General features: G+C 58.5%; 22 protein-coding genes. 18 read left to right on the top strand and 4 right to left on the bottom strand.

Translation table 11 applies throughout. The features are described 5' to 3' along the window. Nucleotides 1-241 precede the first annotated feature (241 nt). Nucleotides 242-2,770, top strand: a complete 2,529-nt coding sequence (locus tag BR04_RS07810; RefSeq protein WP_496355439.1) for an alkaline phosphatase — start codon at nt 242-244, stop codon at nt 2,768-2,770. 278 nt (nt 2,771-3,048) lie between these two features. On the opposite strand, the gene BR04_RS07805 is transcribed toward BR04_RS07810, so the two are convergent. The 4 genes from BR04_RS07805 to BR04_RS07790 are packed head-to-tail and all read right to left on the bottom strand — an operon-like array spanning nt 3,049 to nt 5,108. Beyond that, nucleotides 3,049-3,306 carry a hypothetical protein gene (locus tag BR04_RS07805; RefSeq protein ID WP_496355438.1) on the bottom strand — a complete coding sequence of 86 codons (258 nt, stop codon included), beginning with the start codon at nt 3,304-3,306 and terminating at the stop codon, nt 3,049-3,051. Continuing rightward, nucleotides 3,278-4,336 (bottom strand): PDDEXK nuclease domain-containing protein, encoded by a 1,059-nt coding sequence (locus tag BR04_RS07800; protein WP_496355437.1) that lies wholly within the window; start codon nt 4,334-4,336, stop codon nt 3,278-3,280. Before BR04_RS07800 ends, BR04_RS07805 begins: the two co-directional genes overlap by 29 nt. A gap of 2 nt (nt 4,337-4,338) precedes the next feature. Next, entirely contained in the window at nt 4,339-4,896 is a 558-nt protein-coding gene (locus tag BR04_RS07795; RefSeq protein ID WP_496355436.1) for a hypothetical protein, read from the bottom strand. A 2-nt stretch (nt 4,897-4,898) separates the two neighbouring features. Next, the gene (locus BR04_RS07790) at nt 4,899-5,108 is read right to left on the bottom strand and encodes a helix-turn-helix domain-containing protein (RefSeq protein WP_496355435.1); all 210 of its coding nucleotides are present in this window, start codon (nt 5,106-5,108) and stop codon (nt 4,899-4,901) included. A 397-nt stretch (nt 5,109-5,505) separates the two neighbouring features. On the opposite strand from BR04_RS07790, the gene BR04_RS07785 reads away from it, so the two are divergent. From BR04_RS07785 to BR04_RS07705, 17 genes are all read left to right on the top strand, one after another. Then, a complete protein-coding gene (locus BR04_RS07785; RefSeq protein ID WP_496355446.1) occupies nt 5,506-6,318 on the top strand; it encodes a choice-of-anchor I domain-containing protein in 813 nt (270 codons plus the stop codon). After that, nucleotides 6,212-7,363 carry a choice-of-anchor I family protein gene (locus BR04_RS07780; protein ID WP_496355434.1) on the top strand — a complete coding sequence of 384 codons (1,152 nt, stop codon included), beginning with the start codon at nt 6,212-6,214 and terminating at the stop codon, nt 7,361-7,363. Before BR04_RS07785 ends, BR04_RS07780 begins: the two co-directional genes overlap by 107 nt. A 298-nt stretch (nt 7,364-7,661) precedes the next feature. Beyond that, nucleotides 7,662-8,501: a phosphonate ABC transporter ATP-binding protein gene (gene phnC / locus BR04_RS07775; RefSeq protein WP_496355433.1), complete on the top strand. Its 840-nt coding sequence runs from the start codon at nt 7,662-7,664 to the stop codon at nt 8,499-8,501. Between the two features lie 85 nt (nt 8,502-8,586). After that, nucleotides 8,587-9,462 carry a phosphonate ABC transporter substrate-binding protein gene (phnD, locus tag BR04_RS07770; protein WP_496355432.1) on the top strand — a complete coding sequence of 292 codons (876 nt, stop codon included), beginning with the start codon at nt 8,587-8,589 and terminating at the stop codon, nt 9,460-9,462. Between the two features lie 72 nt (nt 9,463-9,534). Beyond that, entirely contained in the window at nt 9,535-10,638 is a 1,104-nt protein-coding gene (phnE, locus tag BR04_RS07765) for a phosphonate ABC transporter, permease protein PhnE (protein WP_496355431.1), read from the top strand. A gap of 17 nt (nt 10,639-10,655) precedes the next feature. After that, a complete protein-coding gene (gene phnG, locus BR04_RS07760; RefSeq protein WP_496355430.1) occupies nt 10,656-11,105 on the top strand; it encodes a phosphonate C-P lyase system protein PhnG in 450 nt (149 codons plus the stop codon). A 1-nt stretch (nt 11,106) separates the two neighbouring features. Then, nucleotides 11,107-11,727: a phosphonate C-P lyase system protein PhnH gene (gene phnH / locus BR04_RS07755; RefSeq protein WP_496355429.1), complete on the top strand. Its 621-nt coding sequence runs from the start codon at nt 11,107-11,109 to the stop codon at nt 11,725-11,727. Next, nucleotides 11,712-12,857: a carbon-phosphorus lyase complex subunit gene (locus BR04_RS07750; protein ID WP_496355428.1), complete on the top strand. Its 1,146-nt coding sequence runs from the start codon at nt 11,712-11,714 to the stop codon at nt 12,855-12,857. The genes phnH and BR04_RS07750 overlap by 16 nt, the downstream gene beginning before the upstream one ends. Beyond that, nucleotides 12,854-13,696 (top strand): alpha-D-ribose 1-methylphosphonate 5-phosphate C-P-lyase PhnJ, encoded by an 843-nt coding sequence (locus BR04_RS07745; protein ID WP_496355427.1) that lies wholly within the window; start codon nt 12,854-12,856, stop codon nt 13,694-13,696. The genes BR04_RS07750 and BR04_RS07745 overlap by 4 nt, the downstream gene beginning before the upstream one ends. After that, nucleotides 13,693-14,514 carry a phosphonate C-P lyase system protein PhnK gene (gene phnK, locus BR04_RS07740; protein WP_496355426.1) on the top strand — a complete coding sequence of 274 codons (822 nt, stop codon included), beginning with the start codon at nt 13,693-13,695 and terminating at the stop codon, nt 14,512-14,514. The genes BR04_RS07745 and phnK overlap by 4 nt, the downstream gene beginning before the upstream one ends. A gap of 14 nt (nt 14,515-14,528) precedes the next feature. Continuing rightward, a complete protein-coding gene (phnL, locus tag BR04_RS07735; protein ID WP_496355425.1) occupies nt 14,529-15,242 on the top strand; it encodes a phosphonate C-P lyase system protein PhnL in 714 nt (237 codons plus the stop codon). Further along, nucleotides 15,232-15,867, top strand: coding sequence for a ribose 1,5-bisphosphate phosphokinase PhnN (locus tag BR04_RS07730; RefSeq protein ID WP_496355424.1), 636 nt, complete (start codon nt 15,232-15,234; stop codon nt 15,865-15,867). Before phnL ends, BR04_RS07730 begins: the two co-directional genes overlap by 11 nt. Next, nucleotides 15,864-17,021, top strand: coding sequence for an alpha-D-ribose 1-methylphosphonate 5-triphosphate diphosphatase (locus BR04_RS07725; RefSeq protein WP_496355423.1), 1,158 nt, complete (start codon nt 15,864-15,866; stop codon nt 17,019-17,021). Before BR04_RS07730 ends, BR04_RS07725 begins: the two co-directional genes overlap by 4 nt. Before the next feature lie 134 nt (nt 17,022-17,155). After that, complete coding sequence (locus BR04_RS07720) at nt 17,156-18,256, top strand: ABC transporter ATP-binding protein (RefSeq protein WP_496355422.1); 1,101 nt, start codon at nt 17,156-17,158, stop codon at nt 18,254-18,256. A 32-nt stretch (nt 18,257-18,288) separates the two neighbouring features. Then, nucleotides 18,289-19,617: an ABC transporter substrate-binding protein gene (locus tag BR04_RS07715; RefSeq protein ID WP_496355421.1), complete on the top strand. Its 1,329-nt coding sequence runs from the start codon at nt 18,289-18,291 to the stop codon at nt 19,615-19,617. 84 nt (nt 19,618-19,701) lie between these two features. Next, entirely contained in the window at nt 19,702-20,601 is a 900-nt protein-coding gene (locus BR04_RS07710) for a carbohydrate ABC transporter permease (protein ID WP_496355420.1), read from the top strand. Then, a complete protein-coding gene (locus BR04_RS07705) occupies nt 20,598-21,449 on the top strand; it encodes a carbohydrate ABC transporter permease (protein ID WP_496355419.1) in 852 nt (283 codons plus the stop codon). Before BR04_RS07710 ends, BR04_RS07705 begins: the two co-directional genes overlap by 4 nt. Nucleotides 21,450-21,467 lie beyond the last annotated feature (18 nt).

Raw genomic sequence — 21,467 nt, 5'->3', positions numbered from 1 at the left:
GCCCCCATGCCGAATCCTGTAAAAATCTTTTTTTATACCTTTTTCCACTGGAATACTACCCTGTCGGCTGTCCATTCTCCCCATCTCCGGTCTGAATCAGGAGACAGATGAAAAAAATTTAACATTCCCCTCACACGCACCCAATCCTCTCCCCCTAAGGCTTTCTTCACGCCCTGTTTTTTCCGGCTTCCGTTTTCGATGCTTTCCATTTTTATCCAAACATTTCTTCATGGAGGAAAAGATGTTGAGACACCTTCGTATGCAGGCCCTTGCCCTCTGCCTGGCCCTGCTCCTTGCCGCTCCCGTCGCGGCGAAAAACGTGATCCTCATGATCAGCGACGGCATGGGCTTCAACACCGTCATGGCCACGGATTACTACCATGGGGAAAAACCCGTGTATGCGGCCTTTCCCGAAAAGTACATGATGACCACCTACAGTGTTCTCGGTGATTACAGGCCCGAGATCGGGTGGAAGATCTTTGGTGCCCACACCCTCAACCCCACGGACTCCGCAGCCGCTGCCACGGCCATGGGAACAGGGGTGAAAACCATCCCCGGCATGGTGGGCATGAATCCCGGAAGCCTTCCCATGAAAAACATGGTGGAAACGGCCGCCGGACAGGGCATGGCCACGGGTCTTGTCACCTCGGTTCCCATCAGCCACGCCACCCCCGCTGGCATGGTGGCCCATGAGCTTTCGCGAAACAGCTACGAAAAGATCGCCCGGGAGATGCTGTACGCCAGTGACCTGGATGTGCTCATGGGCGCAGGCCATCCCCTCTACGACAACGACGGCAGGCTGAAGACAGATGATCAGGAATACAAATATGTGGGCGGCGAAGGGGTCTTTCAGCAGCTGACAAGCGAAGAGGGACTTTCCGGCAAGGATGGCCGCACCTGGCATTTCATGGATGCCAAAGCAGATTTTGAGGCTCTGGCCAGGGGCGACCAGATCCATACCAAAGTGCTGGGGCTTGCAAGGGCCGCCACCACCCTCCAGCAGGCGCGATCCGGAGACCGGCAGCTTGTGGACAGATCCACCGCCAATCCTGAAACCCCAGGCCTTGCCGTGATGAGCAGGGGTGCCCTGAACGCCCTTTCCGCAACCGGGAAGGATTTTTTCCTCATGGTGGAAGGCGGAGCCGTGGACTGGGCGGCCCACAGCAACGAAAAGGGACGGCTGATAGAAGAACAGCGGGATTTCAACGAGGCCGTTGCCGCCGTGACGGACTGGGTGGAAACCCACAGCAGCTGGGAGGAGACCCTTCTCATCGTGACCGCCGACCACGAGTGCGGTTACCTCTGGGGCTCGGAAAGCCGAACCTTCACGCCGGTGCAGGACCGCGGGGCCGGGAACATGCCGGAGATGGTCTTTCACGCCGATGGTCACAGCAATCTGCCCGTTCCCCTGTACGTGAAAGGAGAAGGGGTTTCCGGCCTGCTTGAAAGCCTTGTGGACGGCAGGGACAGTTATTTTGCAGGGCTGATCGCAGGCTTTGATCCGGATTTCACGGGAGAGTACATCGACAATACGGATCTCTTTCTTCTCATGAACCAGTGGATTTCAGAAGAGAAGGGCAGCCATGGAAAAGGGCTGTGGCTGAAAGGGGATCTCCATGCCCATTCCCTTTACAGCGACGGCAACGCCCCGGTGGCTGCGGTGATCCGGGAAGCCGAGGCCAGAGGGTTTGATTTTTTCAGCCTCACGGATCACGACAGCCACCTTTTTGAAAGGGGCCGTTATGAAGGCCTCATGCCCCCCCACTGGGAAGACCGGGACCATGTGTCCGGCAGCATGCAGCTCCTTTACGGCGTGGAATGGACATCTTCAAAGGGGCACGCCAATGTCTGGGCCGCAGAACCCTTTGACTATGGCCCCCTGTGGCAGGCCAATGACGAGCTGAATGCCACGGCGGCCCTTTACGGAGCGCACCGGGGACAGGCCCTTTTTTCCATCAACCATCCTGCGGCGGTGTTCTGCTGCCCCTGGAAATATGGTGTGGATCACCTGGTGGATGCGGTGGAGGTATGGAACAGCATGTACCGCCTTCCCAATTTCAACGCCTGGGCCAGCCATCCCTTCTGGGATGCCCAGCTGATTCAGGGCCGCCGTCCCACCGCTGTGGGCGGATCGGACACCCACAAGCTTTCTGCATACGCATCCGGCCTTGTGGCCAAGGTGGAAGCCTCCCTCTTTGGTCTCGGCAATCCCACCACCTGGGTCTATGCGGAGGAAAAATCGTCGGAAGCCATTCTGGCGGCCATCCGCAAGGGGCATGTGTCCATCAGCCACGCACCGGACAAGGAAAGGCTTGACTTTGTGGCGGATCGCGACGGAGACGGCCTCTTTGAAACCCTTGTGGGCGACAATCTCATACAGACCGGCGACAACTCCCTCACCTTCCGGCTGGAGATCCACAATCCGGAACCTTCCGGATGGCTGGCCCGTCCCCGTGTGGAGGCCCTTGACGTGAAAAACCTGCTGGCCCTTGCTTCAGGCGAAGTGGATCTCAAGGCCCTCGCCACCCTTCTTTCCAGAAAGGACAGCTATCTGGTTTCCGTTTTCAGAAACGGTCTGCTCCACAGGGCCTGGCTCTTAAGCGGCGGCGCAGCATCGGTCTCCTTCACCGAAACCCCGGATCCAAAGGGCCGCACCCACTACCGGGCGGAACTGCTCGGAAGACCTGAGAACCTGCTTTCAAACCGGCTGCTGCATGGCCGGGTGAAGGCCGTCACCAACCCCATTTACGTCAATTTCCCTGCGCGCTGACCCATAAAGGAAAGCAGAAGTTTCAGAACACGAAAAAGATCCACGAAAAGAGCGCATCACTCGCCTACAGATTTTCATACAGAACCGGCGCAACGGGAAAAAACTTCCCTGCGCCGGTTCTGTAGCGACATTGGTCACCTTGATCCAGTGAGTCTCGTGCCCCAATCCAAGCTGAAACTGAACTGTCACAACAAACGCTTTTATCAGATCCCCCCGGATCTCAACCCCCGGCATGGTCGCCAGATGAGGGGTTGAAGGAAATTTGAAAAAGTCCTCTTTCATGTCCCCATCTTCTCGGCATATTTGGCTTCGACATATTCCGGGCAAAGGAACTGGACGGCAATTCCAACCTCAGCCAGATCATCCTTCCATCCCCACCACTTGCTGTCTGTAGCCTGCAATATCTGTGGCTTCTCCACGTGGACGTTGGGGTTGACTGCTTTCAGGTCGAAAACAACGGCGTCGATGTTGGCGGCCTTGGGCTGTTTTTCCGGGAGGGCTTTCTTGTCATGTGGTTTTTTCCAGTTCTTTCTCAATCTCTTCAATGGTGGGCAAGCTCGTCTGCAAAGGCTCTGGCAAAGAATCCATCAGTTTGTATTCCGCGATGCCCATGGGTTGACTCTTGTCGCCCAGCGCATATTCGGCCACTACCTTGTTTTTGCTCTTGCACAGCAACAGGCCGATGCTGGGGTTGTCCTGTTCGGCCTTAACCTGACGGTCAACAGCAGTGAGGTAAAAGCCCAACTGGCCAAGATGTTCTGGCTTGAATTTGTCCGCCTTGAGTTCAATCACCACATAGCAGCGCAGTTTGAGGTGGTAGAAGAGCAGATCGATGAAAAAATCATCGCCTCCGACTTCTATATGCACCTGCCGCCCCACAAAGGCGAATCCCGCTCCCAGCTCCAGTAAAAACTGGGTGATGTGTTTGACCAGCGCCGATTCAATTTCACGCTCATCGGCCTCTTTACCGACATCCAGAAAATCGAACAGGTAGGGATCTTTGAGCGATTCCCGGGCCAGATCACTACCCGGCGCAGGCAGGCATTCGGTAAAGTTGGTAACAGCCTTGCCGGTGCGTTCGAGAAGACGGGTCTCGATGTGGATATTCAGTACATTACGCGACCATCCATGTTCGATGGCGGCCCGGGCATAGCAAAGACGCTGTTCCGGTTGCTTCAGCCGGGTCAGCAGCACCAGGTTATGGCCCCAGGGCAATTGTCCAACAGCCTGTTGGACAATTTGCTCGTCCGGCCAGGCCTCGACAAAGGCACGCATATACATGAGGTTGGCGCGGGAGAAGCCTTTCATGCTCGGAAAGGCATTGCGCAGGTCGTGGGCCAGCCGGTCGATGACCTTGGCACCCCATCCCTGGCTTGCCTGCCGGGCAAGGATATCACGGCCGATCTGCCAGTAGAGCAGCACCAGTTCGCGGTTAACGGCCAGTGCCGCCCGCTGCTGGGCGTTATGGATACGGTTTTTCAACGCGACCAGCCATTCGGCATACCCTGCCGGCGGTTGCGTCAGGGAGATCGGTTGATCCTTCACTTCGGTGGTCTTCCTGGCCATGGTTACATCTCAAAGGCCTGCGCCAGAATTTTCTGGGGCAGGAGGTTAATGCCGTTGATTTTGGATTCCATGACTTGGCGCATCGGCTTGAATACGGCCAATGCTGAAGATGCCTTTTGCTGGATGGTGAAATCGGGCAGTTCTATTTCACCATCAGCCAGGCGGTTGAACAGCATACGCTCACTCACCGCACCACGGGCAAGGGAAAGAATGCACTGTTCGCCAAGCGGCGAGCTCGGCCAGTTGGGCCTTGTGAAAAAAACATATTTCACATCAAAGCGTTTGCAATCTGCATACCCCTTGGCCTGCTGCATTCCCTTCAGCGGATCGTCACTTTCCTTTTTGGCTTCCAGAACACCCACGGGCAAGGCTTTCGGCATATCCCCCACCTGCACGCAGAGGAGATAATCAGTACGGCCTGCCCCCTTGCGGCGACGGCCTTTGGGGCCGGTCGGTTCCACGGGTGCGGGAGTTTCCATCTTGATCCACTGGTGATCGTTATAGCCCTTGCCCCGCAAGACGGGGTCGATCAAATGGAAACGCGTTTCTGCTTCGTTCATACTCATGATTTCTCAGCCCCCGATCCGGGTTCCGCCGCAGCGCCGGATTCAACCCAGGCATCCACCTGACTTTTCTTGAACTTCCAGAGGCGGCCCATGCGGTGCGCAGGCATGTTATGCCTGTCGATCCACTTGTACACGGTGTCATTGCTGACCCCGAGGTGTTTGCAGATTTCATTTATGGACAACCAGCGGTCTTCCATTTCGTTCATGTTCAAAACTCCACGGGCATCTTGGGTTTTCAGCCTCGTCCGCCAGAGACGAAACGGGAGGACGCTGAACGCACCCCTCACAGATTAAAAAAACTTACGCGATATACGAGGAATATTCGTTCTGAGTCAAACGATATCTGCCGATTTCGACCGAATTGATCCATATGCAATCGACACCATGGGTTCTGTACCAGCCTGACCGGTTCGTCGGTATGGGATCGCCAGGAGTTTTGGGGATCTCCCCTCCCTTAACCAAAAAGCCACAAAGCCCATATCTGCTCCTAATGCCAGCCTGCTACCCGTTCAGGGTTTCCGGTTTCCTTGTGCATGACGCAGAGGGGAAACAGCCGGAACCTCGTCTGAATTCATTCAACGCAAGGAGTGGGCTGTGAAAGGTATGAAAAAATATGCCGCCGTCGCCATGGCAGGACTGATGATGCTGGCAGGAACCACAGGCTGTGTATCCGATGGCAAGGATGGAAAAAACGGTCAGAACGGTGCGGCGGGTGTCGAAGGCTCCAAGGGCAGCGATGGGGCAAAGGGCCAGGACGGCAGGGACGGTGCAGGTCAGGTGCTTGCCCTGGAGCGCATTGGCCGTACCCAGTCCCAGGGATTTGATGTCAGCGCTGCGGAAATCGTGGCCTTTGACGCCGTTCACAAGCGGATTTTTTCCGTGAATGCCCGGACAGGCCGGGTGGATGTCTTCAATGCCGGAACCCCCACCGATACGGCCATTCCCCTGCTCGCCAGCCTGGATCTCGGAGACATGCTGGTGACTGCCGGAAAGGCTGCCGGTAAAAACCTTGTGGGTGCCGCCAATTCCATCGCCATCCATGGCGATCTTGCCGCTGTGGCGGTGGAGGCCAGCCCCAAAACCAGTCCCGGCTGGGTGGTTTTTCTCAGTGTGGTGAATATGGGCTATCTGGAAGCCGTATCCGTGGGGGCCCAGCCCGACATGGTGGCCTTCACGCCCGATGGCAGCAGGGTGCTTTCGGCAAATGAAGGAGAACCCGATGCGGGCTATACGGTGGATCCGGAAGGCTCCGTCAGCATCATCCGCGTGGCGGATTATTCCGTGACCACCATTGGATTTGGAGATTTCAATGAAGGCGGCCCCCGCCATGGGGGAGCTGCCCCTCACGAAAATGGTACTGGACGGGTACAGCGCAACCAGCCCCGGCAACAGGGCCAGTGTCGCCCAAAGCCTTGAGCCGGAATACATTGCCTTCAATGAAGATGGCAGCCGGGCCTATGTGGCCCTGCAGGAAAACAATGCCATTGCCGTACTGAACCTCACCGACAAGCGGGTGGAAAAAATCTGGGGCCTTGGCTTTAAAGATCACAGCATTCCCGGCAATGAGCTGGACGCAGGGGATGAGGATGGCGGGGTCAGAATCAAAAACTGGCCGGTGAAGGGCATCTACATGCCGGACGCCATCGCCACCATGACCTTCAACGGAAAAACCTATCTTTTAACGGCTAATGAAGGGGACAGCCGGGAAGATTTTCTCACGGGGATCTCGGATCAGACCTCCTGCGAGGCTTCCGGTTATTATTTCCGCAGCGGTGAATGTCTGGATGAGGTGCGGGTCAAGCACCTTGTCTCCCGTGCAGGTCTGACCCTGGGAGCAGGCCTTGCCGGTCTGGATACGGATGCGAATCTTGGCCGTCTCAAGGCTTCCTACCACACTACCCGCATCCTGAACGGCAACAGCCGGACAGACGGAAGAGACAAAACAAAGCCCATCGAAACCGTATATGCCTATGGCGGACGTTCCTTTTCCATCTGGGATGCGGAAACCGGAGAACAGATCTTTGATTCCGGCAACCAGTTTGAGGTGCTGACGGCCCTGCGCTACGGAGAAAAGTTCAACAACAATCACAGTGAGAACAAAGGCGACAGCCGCTCCGACGACAAGGGCCCGGAACCCGAAGCCGTTACCGTTGCCACCATTAAGGGCCATACCTATGCCTTTATCGGGCTGGAACGCATGGGCGGCATCATGGTCTATGATGTCAGCAATCCCTATGCCCCGAGCTTTGCCCATTACATCAACAACCGGGATCTTGACGTAATGCCTGCGGGAAATGCCACAGGCTACACATCCGATGCCGGAGATCTCGGGCCGGAGGGTTTCCGCTTTGTGGATGCGGCCTCAAGCCCCAGCGGCAGCCCCCTTCTCATCGAGGGCAATGAGGTCAGTGGCACGGTGGGGATCTATGAGATCAGAACCACCCTCCTCAACGCTCCGTAAACGGAAACACAGAATTCTTTTTTCAAGACACCCCGCCCTGAAGCCCGCCCCTGCGGGAGGGAAAGCCCTTTTCCTTCCCGCAGACCTCATCCCCCTGCCTACCGGCCCCATCCTGCCTAACGCAAAACTCATATCCCCATGATCACGGCCTAATCTTTACCCTGTACAAGCTTCAGGACACTCCGCCTGACCCCGGTTCGGGGCAAGGGTTTTTTCGGCCTTGTCCCGGACTTTTTTTATCTGTGCGGAAAAAGACCAACAGCACGGATTCCGGTGTTTCTTACCGAAAGGAGACAGGATGCAGGCCGTTCTCAAGTTTCAGACAAAACCCGTTTCAGAACCGGTGATCCGGGTGCGGGGCCTCGGCAAGGTCTATCCCGGTGGTGTCCGGGCGCTGGATGCCATGGATCTGGATGTGGGTGCTGAAGAATTTATCGCCGTCATCGGATGTTCCGGTGCGGGAAAATCCACCTTCCTGCGCTGCCTGAACCAGCTTGTTACGCCCACAGAAGGGGAAATCGCCCTCATGGGCGAGCCCGTATCCGCCTGCTGCGGCAGATCCCTGCGTCAGGTACGGCGGCGCATGGGCATGATCTTCCAGCAGTTTCATCTGGTGCGCCGCCTTACGGTTCTGGAAAACGTGCTGGTGGGCCGACTGCGCTTTAACGGCACGCCCCTTCGCCATCTCATGACCGCTGTCCGGAAATTCCCCGCTTCGGAGCGGGAAATCGCCTTTGACTGCCTGCGTCAGGTGGGCATTGCGGAACTGGCCTTTCAGCGGGCAGACACCCTTTCCGGCGGACAGCAGCAGCGGGTGGCCATTGCCCGTGTTCTGGCCCAGGAGCCGGAAGTTTTCCTTGCGGATGAGCCCATCGCCAGCCTTGACCCCAGAAGCGCCCGCATTGTCATGGACACCCTGCGCCGCATCCAGGAAGAAAAAAAGATCCCCGTTATCGTGAACCTGCACCAGATTTCCGTGGCCAGAGAGTATGCGCACAGAATCGTTGGGATGCGCCATGGGAAAAAGGTCTTTGACGGTACCGCAGAATCCCTGAACGAGGACATGATTTCAAATATTTACGGCCATCTGCCCCAGGAGCCTTCGCCGGAAACGGATCCCGAATGCGCCTATGCCTGACGGGGTTTTCCATAGAGAACCGGCTCTTCCGGCAGATCCTTACCCGAACATAAAAAAACATTTTCACAACATCAGGAGGAGTACCATGAAATCCATGCTGCGCGTTCTTCTGGCCCTTATGCTTCTTGGGGGGCTTTGTGTTTCCACCGTTTCCGCCGATCCCGGCACCTGGCCCAAAAAAATCCGGGTGGGTCTCATCCCCACCGAAGGTGGTGCGGACATCGTGGCCCGTTTTGCGCCCCTCATGCAGCATCTCCAGACCACACTGGGCATTGAGGTGCAGGGGGTCAGCGCTTCGGATTATGCGGGACTCATCACAGCCATGTCCCACAAAAATCTGGATTTCGCCTATTTTGGCCCCAAATCCTATGTGGAAGCCGCAGACCGGTCCGGAGCCGAAGCCCTGGCCCTGGAGCTGAACATGGAAAAGGAAGCCGGATACTACGGCATTGTCATCGTCCGCAAGGAGTCTCCATATAAGAACATGGAAGACTGCAAGGGTAAGGTTTTTGCCTTCACGGATCCCAACTCCACCTCGGGCTGCCTTGTCCCCAACATTCTGTTTGCGCGGGACATGAAGGTGAAGCCTGAGAGATATTTCAGGGAAATCAAGTTCTCCGGCTCCCACGGGGCGTCCATTCTGGCCGTCAAAAACGGTGCCATTGACGTGGCCGCCACCAACAACATCGACCTCGACCGCATGATCGAAAAGGGTCAGGTCTCCAGGGACGATTTCCGGATTCTCTGGACCTCGGAGCTGATCCCCGGCGCACCCATGGCGGCAAGAAAAGACCTGCCCGAAAGCCTCAAGGCCGCCTTCACCGGTGCTCTGCTCAAATTCAACGCCAACAAGGAAGGCCTGCACAAACTCCAGAACGGCGGGTATATCTACACCGACGACAGCACCTACGACGTGATCCGCTACATGGATCGTCTGAAAAAAGAACTGGCCAAGGGGTAAAGCATAAAATGGCCGGTGCTTTTGGCACCGGCCCTGCCTTACTGCCTGTTTTTTCCATGAAAGGAGATCGTTTTGGCCCAGCCCCTCACCCTGGAACAACTCACCCCCCGCGTCCCTCTGTCGCAGAAAGCCCTTTCCTCAAGTATCTGGACCCTGCTTGCCGTGGTGCTGGTGGCCTCCTGGATCTGGACAGGCATCCAGCCCGGCCTTCTCATCGAAAAACGGGAAAACGCCTACAGTTATCTTTTTGGCCGGGATCTCACCGCCTCTGAAATGGAAGATGCGCAGCAGCGTGCGGAACGCTTTCCCGCCCTCATGGCCTATGAGGAGGCCATGAACGAGATGCGGCAGAAGGCGGCTTCAGGCCATACCTTCCGCTCTTCCCTGGAGATGCAGCAGGAGGCCCGGAAGCTTTCCGAAGACCGCCTTGCCCGGATGCCGCAGGCGGAAAAAGAGCGCATTGTGGAAGAGGAATTTTCCCGCCTCACCTCGGGCAAGCGGGGAGGCTTCTTTCCGCCGGAAACCTCACCCGTGGCGGTGAAGGGCTATCTGAAGGCCCTCATCGAAACCGTGGCCATCGCCATCTGGGGCAGTCTCTTTGCCGTGCTGATCTCCATTCCGGCCAGCATTCTCGCCGCCGCCAACACCCTGGAAATCCTCATTCCCGGAGAATCCGTCTTCCGAAGGAGCCTGCGCCACAGCCTGCGCTTTTCCGTGCGCCGCCTGCTGGATTTCTGCCGGGGGTTTAACGAATTCGTCATGGCCCTCATCTTTGTGGCCGTGATCGGTCTCGGGCCCTTTGCCGGGGTCATGGCACTTGCCATCCACACCTTCGGCATCCTCGGCAAGGTCATCAGTGAAGGCATCGAGGCCATCGAGCCGGGACAGGTGGAAGCGGTGAACGCCTGCGGGGCCAGCCCCCTTCAGGTGGTGAGCTTCGGCGTCCTGCCCCAGGTCATGCCCCTCATTGTGAGCTACAGCCTGCTCCGTTTTGAGTCCAACGTACGCAGCGCCACCATCCTTGGTTTTGTGGGGGCAGGCGGCATCGGTTTTCTCATGTACGACAAGATCAACGGCTACCTCTACAGGGAAGTCTGCACCATGATGATCCTTGTCATCCTCAGCGTTATCCTCATCGACACCCTCTGCACCCGGCTGCGGCGGCGCTTCATCTGAAAGGGGATCCTTGATCCATGCAGAATCTGCAAACCGTCCGACAGCACAGCCACGGCATTCTGGCCAGAGCGGAAGAGGCCCAGGCCCGGCCCCTCTGGGAAGCCCTTGCCCCGGAACTCCCCGCCTACACCCGGCTCCGGGGGCCTGAGCCGGGCATGGTCATGGTACAGGGCCGCATCGCAGGGGATGGCAGTCCCTTTGCCCTTGGAGAAGCCACCGTCACCCGCTGCACCATTCAGCTCTCCTCCGGTGTCCGGGGAACGGGCCATGTGCTGGGACGAAACGCCTTTCTTGCGGAAGTCACCGCCGTGGCCGATGCCCTGGTACAGGAGGAAAGCACCCGGCATCTGGTGGAAAAAGGGCTGCTCCAGCCCCTTAGCGCCCTGCAAAAAAAGAAAGCCCGGCTGCGGGATGCCGAAACAGCGGCCACCCGCGTGGATTTTTTCACTCTGGTCAGGGGAGACTGACATGCCCGCTCTGTCCGAATTTTTTCTTAGCCTTCTTCCGGGATTTGAAGATCCCGTCCATGACGCCCAGGCCGTGTTCCGCAAAACCCTTGAGGCCATGAGCCGCCCGGGCCGCATCGTGGATCTGAACCTGCCCCTCAGAAGCCCCGATGCCGTGCATCCGGCCCTGGCCTGCCTCTGCCTCACCCTTCTGGATGCAGACACCCCGGTCTGGCTGGACCGGGATCTGCCCCATTTCAGGGAGTGGCTCTCCTTTCATACGGGCTGCCCCCTGACCCCCCATCCGGAAGAGGCGGGCTTTGCCCTGATCACGGACGGCCGGGCCGAACTGCCCTGGGAGGCCCTTTCCTGCGGAAGCCACGAACAGCCCGAAACCTCCGCCACCCTGCTCATTCAGGTGGAAAGCTTTGACAAAGGGACGGAGCTGAAACTTTCCGGGCCCGGCATCCGGAATGTGGAAAGGGTGCAGATGGCAGGACTTTCCCCTTCCTTTTTTCAGCACAGAAACGCCCGGTCCCTCCTCTTTCCCATGGGGATGGACTGCCTTTTCATCTGCGGCTCCCGGCTTCTGGGCCTGCCCCGCACCACAGGGATGGAGGTGGGTTCATGTATGTCGCGGTAAAGGGCGGAGAACGGGCCATTGACAACAGCCATGCCCTTCTGGGGAAAAAAAGACGGGGCAGACGGGATGTGCCCGAGCTGGAGGTGGATCAGATCCGGGAACAGCTGGGCCTGTCTGTGGACCGGGTCATGGCCGAAGGCGGACTCTATGATCCGGAGCTGGCGGCCATCGCCATCAAACAGGCCAGGGGCGATCTGGTGGAGGCGGCCTTTCTCATCCGCGCCTTCCGCACCACCCTGAGGCGCTTTGGCCTGAGCCTTCCCGCAGAAACCGGCACCATGGCTGTGGAAAGGCGGATTTCCGCCATCTACAAGGACATTCCCGGCGGTCAGGTGCTGGGCTCCACCTGTGACTACACCCACAGGCTTCTGGATTTTTCCCTTCTGGAAAAGGCCCGCTCCGATACCGGGCGCTCCATTTCCGGAGAGGCGTCTCGCGAGGATTCTTCCGGAGATCTTTCCGCCATGACACGGGTGGCGGATCTGCTGCGGGCCGAAGGGCTTTTGCGGGAAGAGGCACTCCCCCCTGCCCCTTCCGGCCCCAGAGTCTCCGCTGACCTCACCCGCGACCCCCTGCGCCTTCCCGCAGACCGGAATCTGAGGCTTCAGGCTCTGGCCCGTTCCGATGAGGGCTTTCTTCTCTCCATGGGCTATTCCTTTCAGCGGGGCTATGGGGGCGACCGCCATCCCTTTGCTGCGGAAATCCGCACAGGCGGGGTCGCCGTGGAATTTCTTCCCGAAGAAATGGGCTTTCCCGTGGTGATCGGAGAACTTCCCCTCACCGAGTGCCTGATGACGGCGGCGGAAAACGGCGGAGAAGAAAGACCCGGCCTTGTGCCCGGATACGGCCTTTCCTTCGGAGGCAACGAGCGCAAGGCCATGAGCATGGCCCTTGTGGATCTGGCCCTCTGCGACGCGGAACGCAAAGGCCGGGTGGAAGCCCCTGTGCAGGATCAGGAATTTGTTCTGCTCCACGGAGACAATGTGGAGGCCTCCGGGTTCACCTCCCACCTCAAACTCCCCCATTACGTGGATTTTCAGAGCGAGGTGCTGGAGCTGAAAAAACGGCAGCAGCACTGGGACGGAATGCGGGAAGAAAAAGAAATCCGGAGCAGAAAGGAAAGCGCATGATACCGGGCTACAATTTCGCCTATCTGGATGAGGAAACCAAACGCATGATCCGCCGCGCCCTTCTCAAGGCCGTGGCCATTCCGGGCTATCAGGTTCCCTTTGCCAGCCGGGAGATGCCCCTTCCCTACGGCTGGGGTACGGGGGGCATCCAGCTGACGGCAAGCCTTCTCGGCAAAGAAGATGTGCTGAAGGTCATGGATCAGGGAGCGGACGACACCACCAACGCCGTGAGCATCCGCCGCTTCTTTGAAAAAACCGCAGGTGTGGCCACCACAACGGAGACGGAAAGGGCCAGCCTCATCCAGACCCGGCACCGCATTCCCGAAACCCCGCTCCGGGAAGACCAGATTCTCGTTTATCAGGTGCCCATTCCCGAACCCCTGCGCTTCATCGAGGCCAGCGAGCTGAAAACACGCAAGCTCCACGCCCTGAAAAGCTACGGGATTCTCTATGTGAAGCTTTACGAGGACATCGCCCGTCATGGCCGCATTGCCACCACCTTCGACTATCCCGTGGAGGTGAATGGCCGCTACATGATGAGCCCTTCGCCCATCCCCAAATACGACAACCCAAAGTGTGACCTCATGCCCGCCCTTCAGCTTTTCGGAGCCGGAAGGGAAAAACGCATCTACGCCGTGCCACCCTATACCCGGGTTATCAGCCTTGATTTCGAGGATCATCCCTTTTCCGTGGAAAAAACGGGGCGGGCCTGCGCCCTCTGCGGCTCACAAGACAGCTATCTGGATGAGATTGTGGTGGATGATGCAGGGGGAAGGCTTTTCACCTGCTCGGATACGGATTTTTGTGAAAAACGGCGCAGGGCGCGGGAGGCGGCATGATGTTTCCGGGTGATGAACAGGCCTTTCCGGAGAGTCCGGCGATTTTAAAGGATCAGCCCATCCTGAGGGTTTTGGGCCTCAGCCGCTTTTACGGGCCCTTTACGGGCTGTGCGGACATTGATTTTTCCCTCTGGCCCGGTGAGGTGCTGGGGGTGGTGGGCGAATCCGGTTCCGGAAAATCCACCCTCCTCGCCTGCCTTGCGGGCTTTTCGCCCTTAAGCCGGGGAGAAATCCATTATACGGGCCGAAACGGCACCATCCGTCTCGACAGGGCGGACGAGGCCCTCAGGGAAAAACTCATCACCACGGAAATGGGCATGGTTTTCCAGAATCCCGCAGACGGCCTGCGCATGGGCATTTCCGCAGGGGGCAACATCGGAGAAAGGCTCATGGCATCGGGCTGGCGCCATTACGGCAGGATCCGGAGCCTTGCCGAAGAATGGCTGGACAGGATGGAAATCGGCGCAGACCGCATCGACCATCTGCCCGCCCATTTTTCCGGAGGGATGCGCCAGAGGCTTCAGATTGCAAGAAACCTCGTTTCCCGGCCCCGCCTCCTGTTCATGGATGAGCCCACGGCCGGGCTGGATGTTTCCGTGCAGGCAAGGCTTCTCGACATCCTGCGCAGCCTTGTGGCCGAGCTGGGCCTTTCCGTGGTCATGGTCACCCATGATCTGGCCGTGGCCCGTCTCCTCTGCCACAGGCTCATGGTGATGAAGGAAGGCCGGGTGGTGGAAGAGGGACTGACGGATCAACTTCTCGATGATCCCCATCATCCCTATACCCAGCTCCTCGTGTCTTCGGTGCTGCAAAACTGATGAAAGGAAAGATCATGAAGCCAGAGTGGCAGGTACGTCTTTGCGATGTGTCCAAATCCTTTGTGCTGCACACCCAGGGCGGAGTACGCATTCCCGTGCTGGACGATTTTTGCATGGATCTTTTTCCCGGAGAATGTCTGGCCCTCACTGGCCGCTCCGGTGCGGGCAAAAGCACGGTGCTGCGGCTTCTTTACGGCAACTACCGCTGTGAGGCCGGTCAGATCCTTATCCGGCACCGGGGAGAAGAGGTGGATATGGCCCGGATTTCTGAACACGAGATCATGGCTGTGCGCAGGGAAACCATCGGGTATGTGAGCCAGTTTCTCCGGGTGATTCCCAGAATCCCGGCCCTGGATCTGATCATGGAACCCATGCGGCAGCGGGGAACGGATGAAAAAAAGGCGCGGGAGAAGGCTGCAACGCTTCTGGAACGTTTAAGAATACCCGAGCGGCTCTGGGGCCTTTCACCCACCACCTTTTCCGGGGGCGAACAGCAGCGCGTCAATCTGGCCCGAAGCTTTGCCGTGCCCTGGCCCGTGATGATTCTCGATGAACCCACGGCTTCTCTGGATGCCAGAAACCGTGTCACCGTCCGGGAACTCATTGACGAAGCAAAAGCTTCGGGCACGGCCATCATCGGCATCTTCCATGACGAGGCCGACCGCCAGAGTGTGGCCACCCGCACCCTGGAAATGGCCCAGCCCGTGGAGCCGGGTTATGCGGCATAGACCAGGGCCGCATACGGATCATCCGTATCCGGAAACGCCACAGGAGAAGGGCCGCCTCATCCTCATGACGGGCAATGCGGGCAGCGGCAAGGATACGGTGATACAGACCCTGAAAGAGATCTGGCCCGCATCCCTGGGCAGGCTCTCTACGGTGAGGCGCTGGATCACCCGGCCCTCCCATCCGTCTGAACCCTTCATTCCCGTGGCGGAATCCCGCTTTTTTCATCTGGAGGCCAGGGGGGCTTTCTGGATCTTCTGGCAGTCCCACGGCCTGTATTACGGGATTCCCCACAAGGTAAAAACCTGGCTGGACAGGGGCGATACCGTGATCCTCAACGTCAGCCGGGATGTGGTGGAAACCCTGCGCCTGCGCTGGCAGCCCACCCTGGTGGTCTTTCTCTGGACGCCCCTTGAGGTGAGCCTTGAACGCATGGCCCGCCGGGGCCGCGAAAAACCGGATACGGAAGCCTATCGCAACCGCATCCTCCGGGCGGAGAGCCTGCCCGTGTTCGCAGAAGCGGATCTTTTTCTGGACAATACGGGGCCGGTACGCGAAACGGCGGCCCTTCTGCTGCGCCATATCGCAGAGAGAAACGATGAATGGGAAAGGAAAGAAGGGGCATGAGCAAGACCGTCTGTCTGTATGGAGGCCCGCTCTTTGACGGGCAGGTGCTGCATTCCGATGCGGCCATTGTCTTTGACAGGGAAAGCATCCTTGAAATTGTGAGCGGCAGGAAAAAACCCGCTGCGGATCTGCATGTGGATGTGGAAGGCGCCTTCATCCTTCCGGGCCTTGTGGATCTGCATTCCGATGCCGTTGAAAAGTGTGTGGAAATGCGGCCCGGTGTTTTTTTTGATACGGATTTTGCCATCCTGAATCTGGATCGCAGGCTTGCGGCCTGCGGTATCACCACCTTCTGCCATGCCCTGAGTTTCGGGCAGGAGGAGGCCGGACTCCGGGCCAGTGAGGCGGCCCTGGAACTGGTAGACCGCATCCGCCATTTCGCCGCATCGGAAGAGGCCTCCCTGCGGCACAAAATCCATGGTCGCTACGAAGTGGGCACACCCGATGCCGGAAAAACCCTCAGCCACCTTCTGGAAGCAGGATTTCTCGACATGGTCTCCGTCATGGATCACACGCCGGGGCAGGGACAGTTCCGTACCTTTGAATCCTACAGGGATTATTACACCCGCAGCCACGGGGTGAGTGAAGAGGAGCTTTTTGAGGTGGCCCGCCGGAAAAACGACCTGCGGGATGCGGGATGGGAGACCATGGGACGGATGGCACAGCAGATCCGTTCCTCAGGCCTTCCCTTCATGAGCCATGATGACGATACAAAAGAAAAAATCCGGCTTATTGCCGAACTCGGGGTCAGCGCCAGCGAATTTCCCGTTTCCATGGAAGCGGCCATGGCCGCACGGGAAGAAGGCATGAAGGTTTTCATGGGTGCCCCCAACCTCTTCCGGGGCAAATCCAGCAGCGGACAGCTGGCGGCGGCGGACACCGTGGCCGCAGGACTCTGCGATGGTCTCATCAGCGACTATTATCCCGAATGTCTGCTCCAGACCCCCTTTGCGGCCCACAAAAAGCTGGGCATTCCTCTGGAAAAGGCCTTCGGTCTGGTCACTTCCGGGCCAGGCTCCTTTCTCGATCCGGAAGGAAGAACGGGACAGCTCAGGCCGGACGGGCCTGCGGATCTCGTGGTGGTCAAAACGGGCTGCCTTGCCCGTGTGCGGGAGACCTGGGTGGCGGGACGGCGGGTGTACCGGGCGGGGTGAGGGACAGCGCATCCGATCCTTTTTTGAATCCTCCCTGCATTCCGAACACAATATCCATCCACTCCCAACACAATCCGAACAGGGCCATGGCATGAAGGCGGAATCGTTATTTCGCAACACAGGGGAGCCATGGCATGACGGATCTTGTTCTGAAGAATGTGGAAAAGAAGCTGGGAGGCCTTCCCGTGCTTTCCGGAGTGAACCTTGAAATCGCCGCAGGAGAGCTTCTCGTCTGCGGCGGGCCTTCGGGAAGCGGCAAGAGCACGCTGCTGCGCCTCATCGCAGGCCTCGACAGTCCGGACGCAGGCTCGCTCCGGCTTGGGGGAGAAGACATCACCCGCAGGTCTCCGGAAAAACGCAACGTGGCCATGGTGTTTCAGAGCTATGCCCTCTATCCCCACATGAGTGTGGAGGAAAACATGGCCTTTCCCCTGAGGGCACGGGGCATCCCCAAAGCCGAGCGCAAGCGCCTTGTGGCCACAACCGCCGCCATGCTGGGACTTTCCGATCTTCTCAGGAGAAAGCCTGCGGCCCTGTCCGGAGGCCAGCGCCAGCGGGTGGCCATGGGCCGCTGCCTTGTGCGGAGCCCGAGACTTTTTCTCCTCGATGAACCCCTCTCCAACCTCGACGCCGCCCTTCGCATGCAGATGCGCATTGAGATCAGGGAACTCCAGCGCCGCCTGGGCACCACCATGGTCTATGTCACCCACGACCAGTCCGAGGCCATGACCATCGCAGACCGCATCGCCGTGATGGAGGCGGGAAAAATCGTGCAGATCGCCTGCCCGAAGGATCTGTACACTTCCCCGGTCAACCGTTTTGTGGCGGGCTTCATCGGTACCCCTTCCATGAATTTCTTTTCCGGCCTGCGGGAAGCCCACGACTCTGTCCTTCTTGAAAACGGGGGGCGCATCCTGCTTTCAGGCGCGCGTCAGCGGATTCTCAACGGCGAAAAGGAACTTACCGTGGGTGTGCGGCCGGAGCATCTGCGGCCCGCAGCCCCCGAAAACAAGAAATCCGCCATGGTTGCGGATGTCCGCCTTCTGGAACCTCTGGGCGGTGATCTTCTGGTGCATGGGGAAAGTGCGGGCATTCCCGTGCGCTTCAGGGCTTCCGGCCACAGGGTGCGGGAGGGAGAGACCCTCCATCTCCATGCGCGGGAAGAGGATTTCTATTTTTTTGATGCGGCAAGCGGCAGATGCTTAAGTCCGGCACGGACAGCCTCGGCCGCATGAAATAAACGTAACAGTCACAGGGAGACAGACGGATGGGAAAGTGGAGTCGTGCTGCATGCAGTGTTGTTCTGGGTCTGGTCATGGCGGGAAGCGCTCTCGCCGCCGCACCCAAAAAGGTGGAAGTCACCTTCTGGCACGCCATGGGAGGCGGAAACACCGCCTTTATTGAGCGTATGGTGGCGGATTTCAACTTCACCCATCCCCGGATCGAGGTGAAGGCCGAGTACAAGGGCTCCTACAGGGACACCCTCAACGCCGCCATTCTGGCCCACCGCCAGAAAAAATCCCCGCACATGGTGCATATCTTTGAAGTGGGCACCCAGATGGCCCTGGATTCCGGGATTTTCACCCCCTTCGCCCAGGGACTGGGGGCCTCAGACCTTCGGGATCTTAAAGACTATATCCCGCCTGTGGCCAACTATTACACCATCGACGGACAGTTCAACTCCATTCCCTGGAACTCCTCCAACCCTATCCTCTATTACAACAAGGACATCTTCCGCAAGGCGGGCCTGGATCCGGAAAATCCGCCGAAAACCTACGGAGAGATCATGAAGGCTGCGGAGCAGATCGTACGCTCCAAAGCAGCGGTTAAAGGCATCACCTGGCCCCTGCATTCCTGGTTTGTGGAACAGTGGATGAGCATGCAGGGAGCCGCCCTCCTGGCCAACAATGAAAACGGCAGGGCCAAACGGGCCACCCAAACCCATCTCGACTCCCCCGCCATGATCCGTACCGCCACCTGGTGGAAAGAACTTTACGACAAGGGACTGTACGCCTATTCCGGCAAGCCCGAAGACTGGGACGGGGCCAACAAGCTTTTTGTTTCCGGCCAGACCGGTATGCTCATCACCTCCACCTCGGATGTGACCTTCCATCAGGCTGCCGCCTTTGAAAACGGCTATACCCTGGGAACCGGGCCCATCCCTGCGCCTGACGGCATGGAGCGCAACGGTGTCGTGGTGGGCGGTGCCTCCATCTGGATGACGCGGGACAAAAACCCCGAAGAAATGGAGGCCGCAAGAACCTTCCTTCTCTGGCTCACCAACACGGAAAACGGGGTACGCTGGCACAAGGGAACGGGCTATTTCCCCGTGCGCACCAGCTCCTGCGATGTGGTGAAACATCAGGGCTGGTTTGAAAAAAATCCCGCCTACACCGCAGCCTTTGAGCAGCTCCTTTCCACACGGGTGAACCGGGCCTCCCAGGGCGCCCTGCTGGGACCCTTCCCGGAGATCCGCACCATCATCACCGACGCCATGCAGCAGATTCTGAGCGGCACTCCCGTGGAAAAGGCCCTGAAGGAAGCGGACACGCGGGCGGATAAGGCCCTTCAGGATTACAACCGGTCCGTGAAATAGGAAGCCCGTCCGGAATCGGGTTTTCTGCACGAAAAAGAGACTGTGGGGCGGCTGGAGTCAGCCGCCCCTTTGCATGGAGCGCGCATGAACATTTCCACACCCTTTTCCTCAAACCGATGGCTGGGGCTTCTGTTTCTGCTGCCCACCCTGCTCATCCTCGTGGTGTTTTTATATGGCCCCATTCTGGAGACCCTGCGCCTTTCCTTTCATCAGGTGGCCTTTCTGGGGCTTCGGGAGGAGTTCTGCGGCCTTGCCAATTACCGGGATCTTTTTTTTGAGCCGGGATACCGGAGAATGTTTCAGGCCACCCTGATCTTCACCTTTTTCACCGTCACGGGGGGCATGGGACTGGGGCTTCTCCTTGCCCTTCTTGTGCATGGGGTGAAAGGGGGCAGGGGCTTTTACCGTCTCTTTCTCATCTGGCCCTATGCCCTGTCTCCCGCTGTGGCGGGGGTGATCTTTCTTTTTCTTTTCAGCAACCAGGTGGGGCTTGTGAACGCAGGCCTTGACGCCCTCTTCGGCCGTCATCCGGACTGGCTGGCCAGCCCGGCTCTGGCCATGACCGTGGTGGTGGGAGCCGCCATCTGGAAGAACATCGGCTACAACCTCATCTTTTACCTCGCAGCCCTCTCCAGCCTGCCCAGAGACGTGCTGGAAGCCGCACGCATGGACGGTGCCAGCCCTGTGATGCGGCTTCTGCGGGTTTTCCTGCCCCTCCTTGCGCCCATGACCCTTTTTCTTCTGGTGGTGAACCTCATGTATGCGGTCTTTGATGTCTTTCCCGTGGTGGATCTCATCACAAAGGGCGGGCCTTCCGATGCCACCCTCCTCATGATCTACAGTCTGTACCGGGATGGTTTCGAATTTCTGAAAACGGGAAGTGCCGCCGCCCAGTCCGTGCTTCTCCTCGGGGCCGTGGCCTTTCTCACCCTGGTGAAGTTCAGAACCTATGGAAGGGGCATTCATTACGGAGGAAGGCAATGAGAAAGTTTTTTTCGCGTTTCAGGCAGAAGGAGGGCTGGGGGAAAGGCATGTTCTCCCATCTCACGCTCCTTTTTGCGGTGGCGGTGGTGGGGGCTCCGGTTCTGCTGGCCCTTCTTTTTTCCACCCAGACGCCGGCCCAGATCTTCTCCTTTCCCCCAAAGCTTGCCTTTGGCGCTGCGGCTTCTGAAAACTACAGCCTGGCCTGGGAAACCTACAGGCTGGGGCTTTACATGAAAAACTCCCTTTTCATCGCCTTTACGGTGACCCTCGGAAAAACCCTGACCGCCTTTCTTGCGGCAACGGCCTTTGTCTATTTCCGTCTGCCCTTCCGGGGATTTTTTTTCGCCTTTGTGCTCACCACCCTCATGATGCCCACGGAAATCATGATCGTGGCCCTCTTTGACCGGGTGACGGCTCTGGGATGGGCGGACAGTGCCTTTGCCCTCACCGTGCCCTTCATGGCTTCCGCCACCAGCGTCTTTCTGTTCCGCCAGCATTTTCTCCAGATTCCCCTGGAGCTGGTGGACGCGGCCCGGGTGGACGGGGTGGGGCTTGCAGCCTTCATGCTGCGGATTCTGCTGCCCATGAGCCGCAACGTCATCGCCGCCATGGCCCTCATCGATTTCGTTTATGTCTGGAACCAGTACCTCTGGCCCCTTGTGATCATCCGGGACGGCTCCAGGCAGATGGTGCAGGTGGGCCTCCGCATGATGACCTCAGGTCAGGATGCCACCCACTGGGGCGTGGTCATGGCGGGAGCGGTTCTGACCCTGCTGCCGCCCCTCTGCGTCTTTCTGCTCCTTCAGCGCTCTCTGGCCTTAAGTGTTTCTCTGGGCCGGGAAAAATAAGGGCATACCCTGCTTCCG

It is taken from the genome of Desulfobotulus sapovorans DSM 2055, from assembly GCF_059569355.1.
Note: the sequence above shows the minus strand (reverse complement) of the source record. Positions and strands in the feature narration are given on the sequence as shown.

Bases quoted from the DNA above. Each gene is read 5' to 3' on its own strand.
- BR04_RS07810 (WP_496355439.1), top strand. From the start codon at position 242: ATGTTGAGACACCTTCGTATGCAGGCCCTTGCCCTCTGCCTGGCCCTG.
- BR04_RS07800 (WP_496355437.1), bottom strand. From the start codon at position 4,336: ATGGCCAGGAAGACCACCGAAGTGAAGGATCAACCGATCTCCCTGACG.
- BR04_RS07795 (WP_496355436.1), bottom strand. From the start codon at position 4,896: ATGAACGAAGCAGAAACGCGTTTCCATTTGATCGACCCCGTCTTGCGG.
- BR04_RS07790 (WP_496355435.1), bottom strand. From the start codon at position 5,108: ATGAACGAAATGGAAGACCGCTGGTTGTCCATAAATGAAATCTGCAAA.
- BR04_RS07785 (WP_496355446.1), top strand. From the start codon at position 5,506: ATGAAAAAATATGCCGCCGTCGCCATGGCAGGACTGATGATGCTGGCA.
- BR04_RS07780 (WP_496355434.1), top strand. From the start codon at position 6,212: ATGAAGGCGGCCCCCGCCATGGGGGAGCTGCCCCTCACGAAAATGGTA.
- phnC (WP_496355433.1), top strand. From the start codon at position 7,662: ATGCAGGCCGTTCTCAAGTTTCAGACAAAACCCGTTTCAGAACCGGTG.
- phnD (WP_496355432.1), top strand. From the start codon at position 8,587: ATGAAATCCATGCTGCGCGTTCTTCTGGCCCTTATGCTTCTTGGGGGG.
- phnG (WP_496355430.1), top strand. From the start codon at position 10,656: ATGCAGAATCTGCAAACCGTCCGACAGCACAGCCACGGCATTCTGGCC.
- phnH (WP_496355429.1), top strand. From the start codon at position 11,107: ATGCCCGCTCTGTCCGAATTTTTTCTTAGCCTTCTTCCGGGATTTGAA.
- BR04_RS07750 (WP_496355428.1), top strand. From the start codon at position 11,712: ATGTATGTCGCGGTAAAGGGCGGAGAACGGGCCATTGACAACAGCCAT.
- BR04_RS07745 (WP_496355427.1), top strand. From the start codon at position 12,854: ATGATACCGGGCTACAATTTCGCCTATCTGGATGAGGAAACCAAACGC.
- phnK (WP_496355426.1), top strand. From the start codon at position 13,693: ATGATGTTTCCGGGTGATGAACAGGCCTTTCCGGAGAGTCCGGCGATT.
- phnL (WP_496355425.1), top strand. From the start codon at position 14,529: ATGAAGCCAGAGTGGCAGGTACGTCTTTGCGATGTGTCCAAATCCTTT.
- BR04_RS07730 (WP_496355424.1), top strand. From the start codon at position 15,232: ATGCGGCATAGACCAGGGCCGCATACGGATCATCCGTATCCGGAAACG.
- BR04_RS07725 (WP_496355423.1), top strand. From the start codon at position 15,864: ATGAGCAAGACCGTCTGTCTGTATGGAGGCCCGCTCTTTGACGGGCAG.
- BR04_RS07720 (WP_496355422.1), top strand. From the start codon at position 17,156: ATGACGGATCTTGTTCTGAAGAATGTGGAAAAGAAGCTGGGAGGCCTT.
- BR04_RS07715 (WP_496355421.1), top strand. From the start codon at position 18,289: ATGGGAAAGTGGAGTCGTGCTGCATGCAGTGTTGTTCTGGGTCTGGTC.
- BR04_RS07710 (WP_496355420.1), top strand. From the start codon at position 19,702: ATGAACATTTCCACACCCTTTTCCTCAAACCGATGGCTGGGGCTTCTG.
- BR04_RS07705 (WP_496355419.1), top strand. From the start codon at position 20,598: ATGAGAAAGTTTTTTTCGCGTTTCAGGCAGAAGGAGGGCTGGGGGAAA.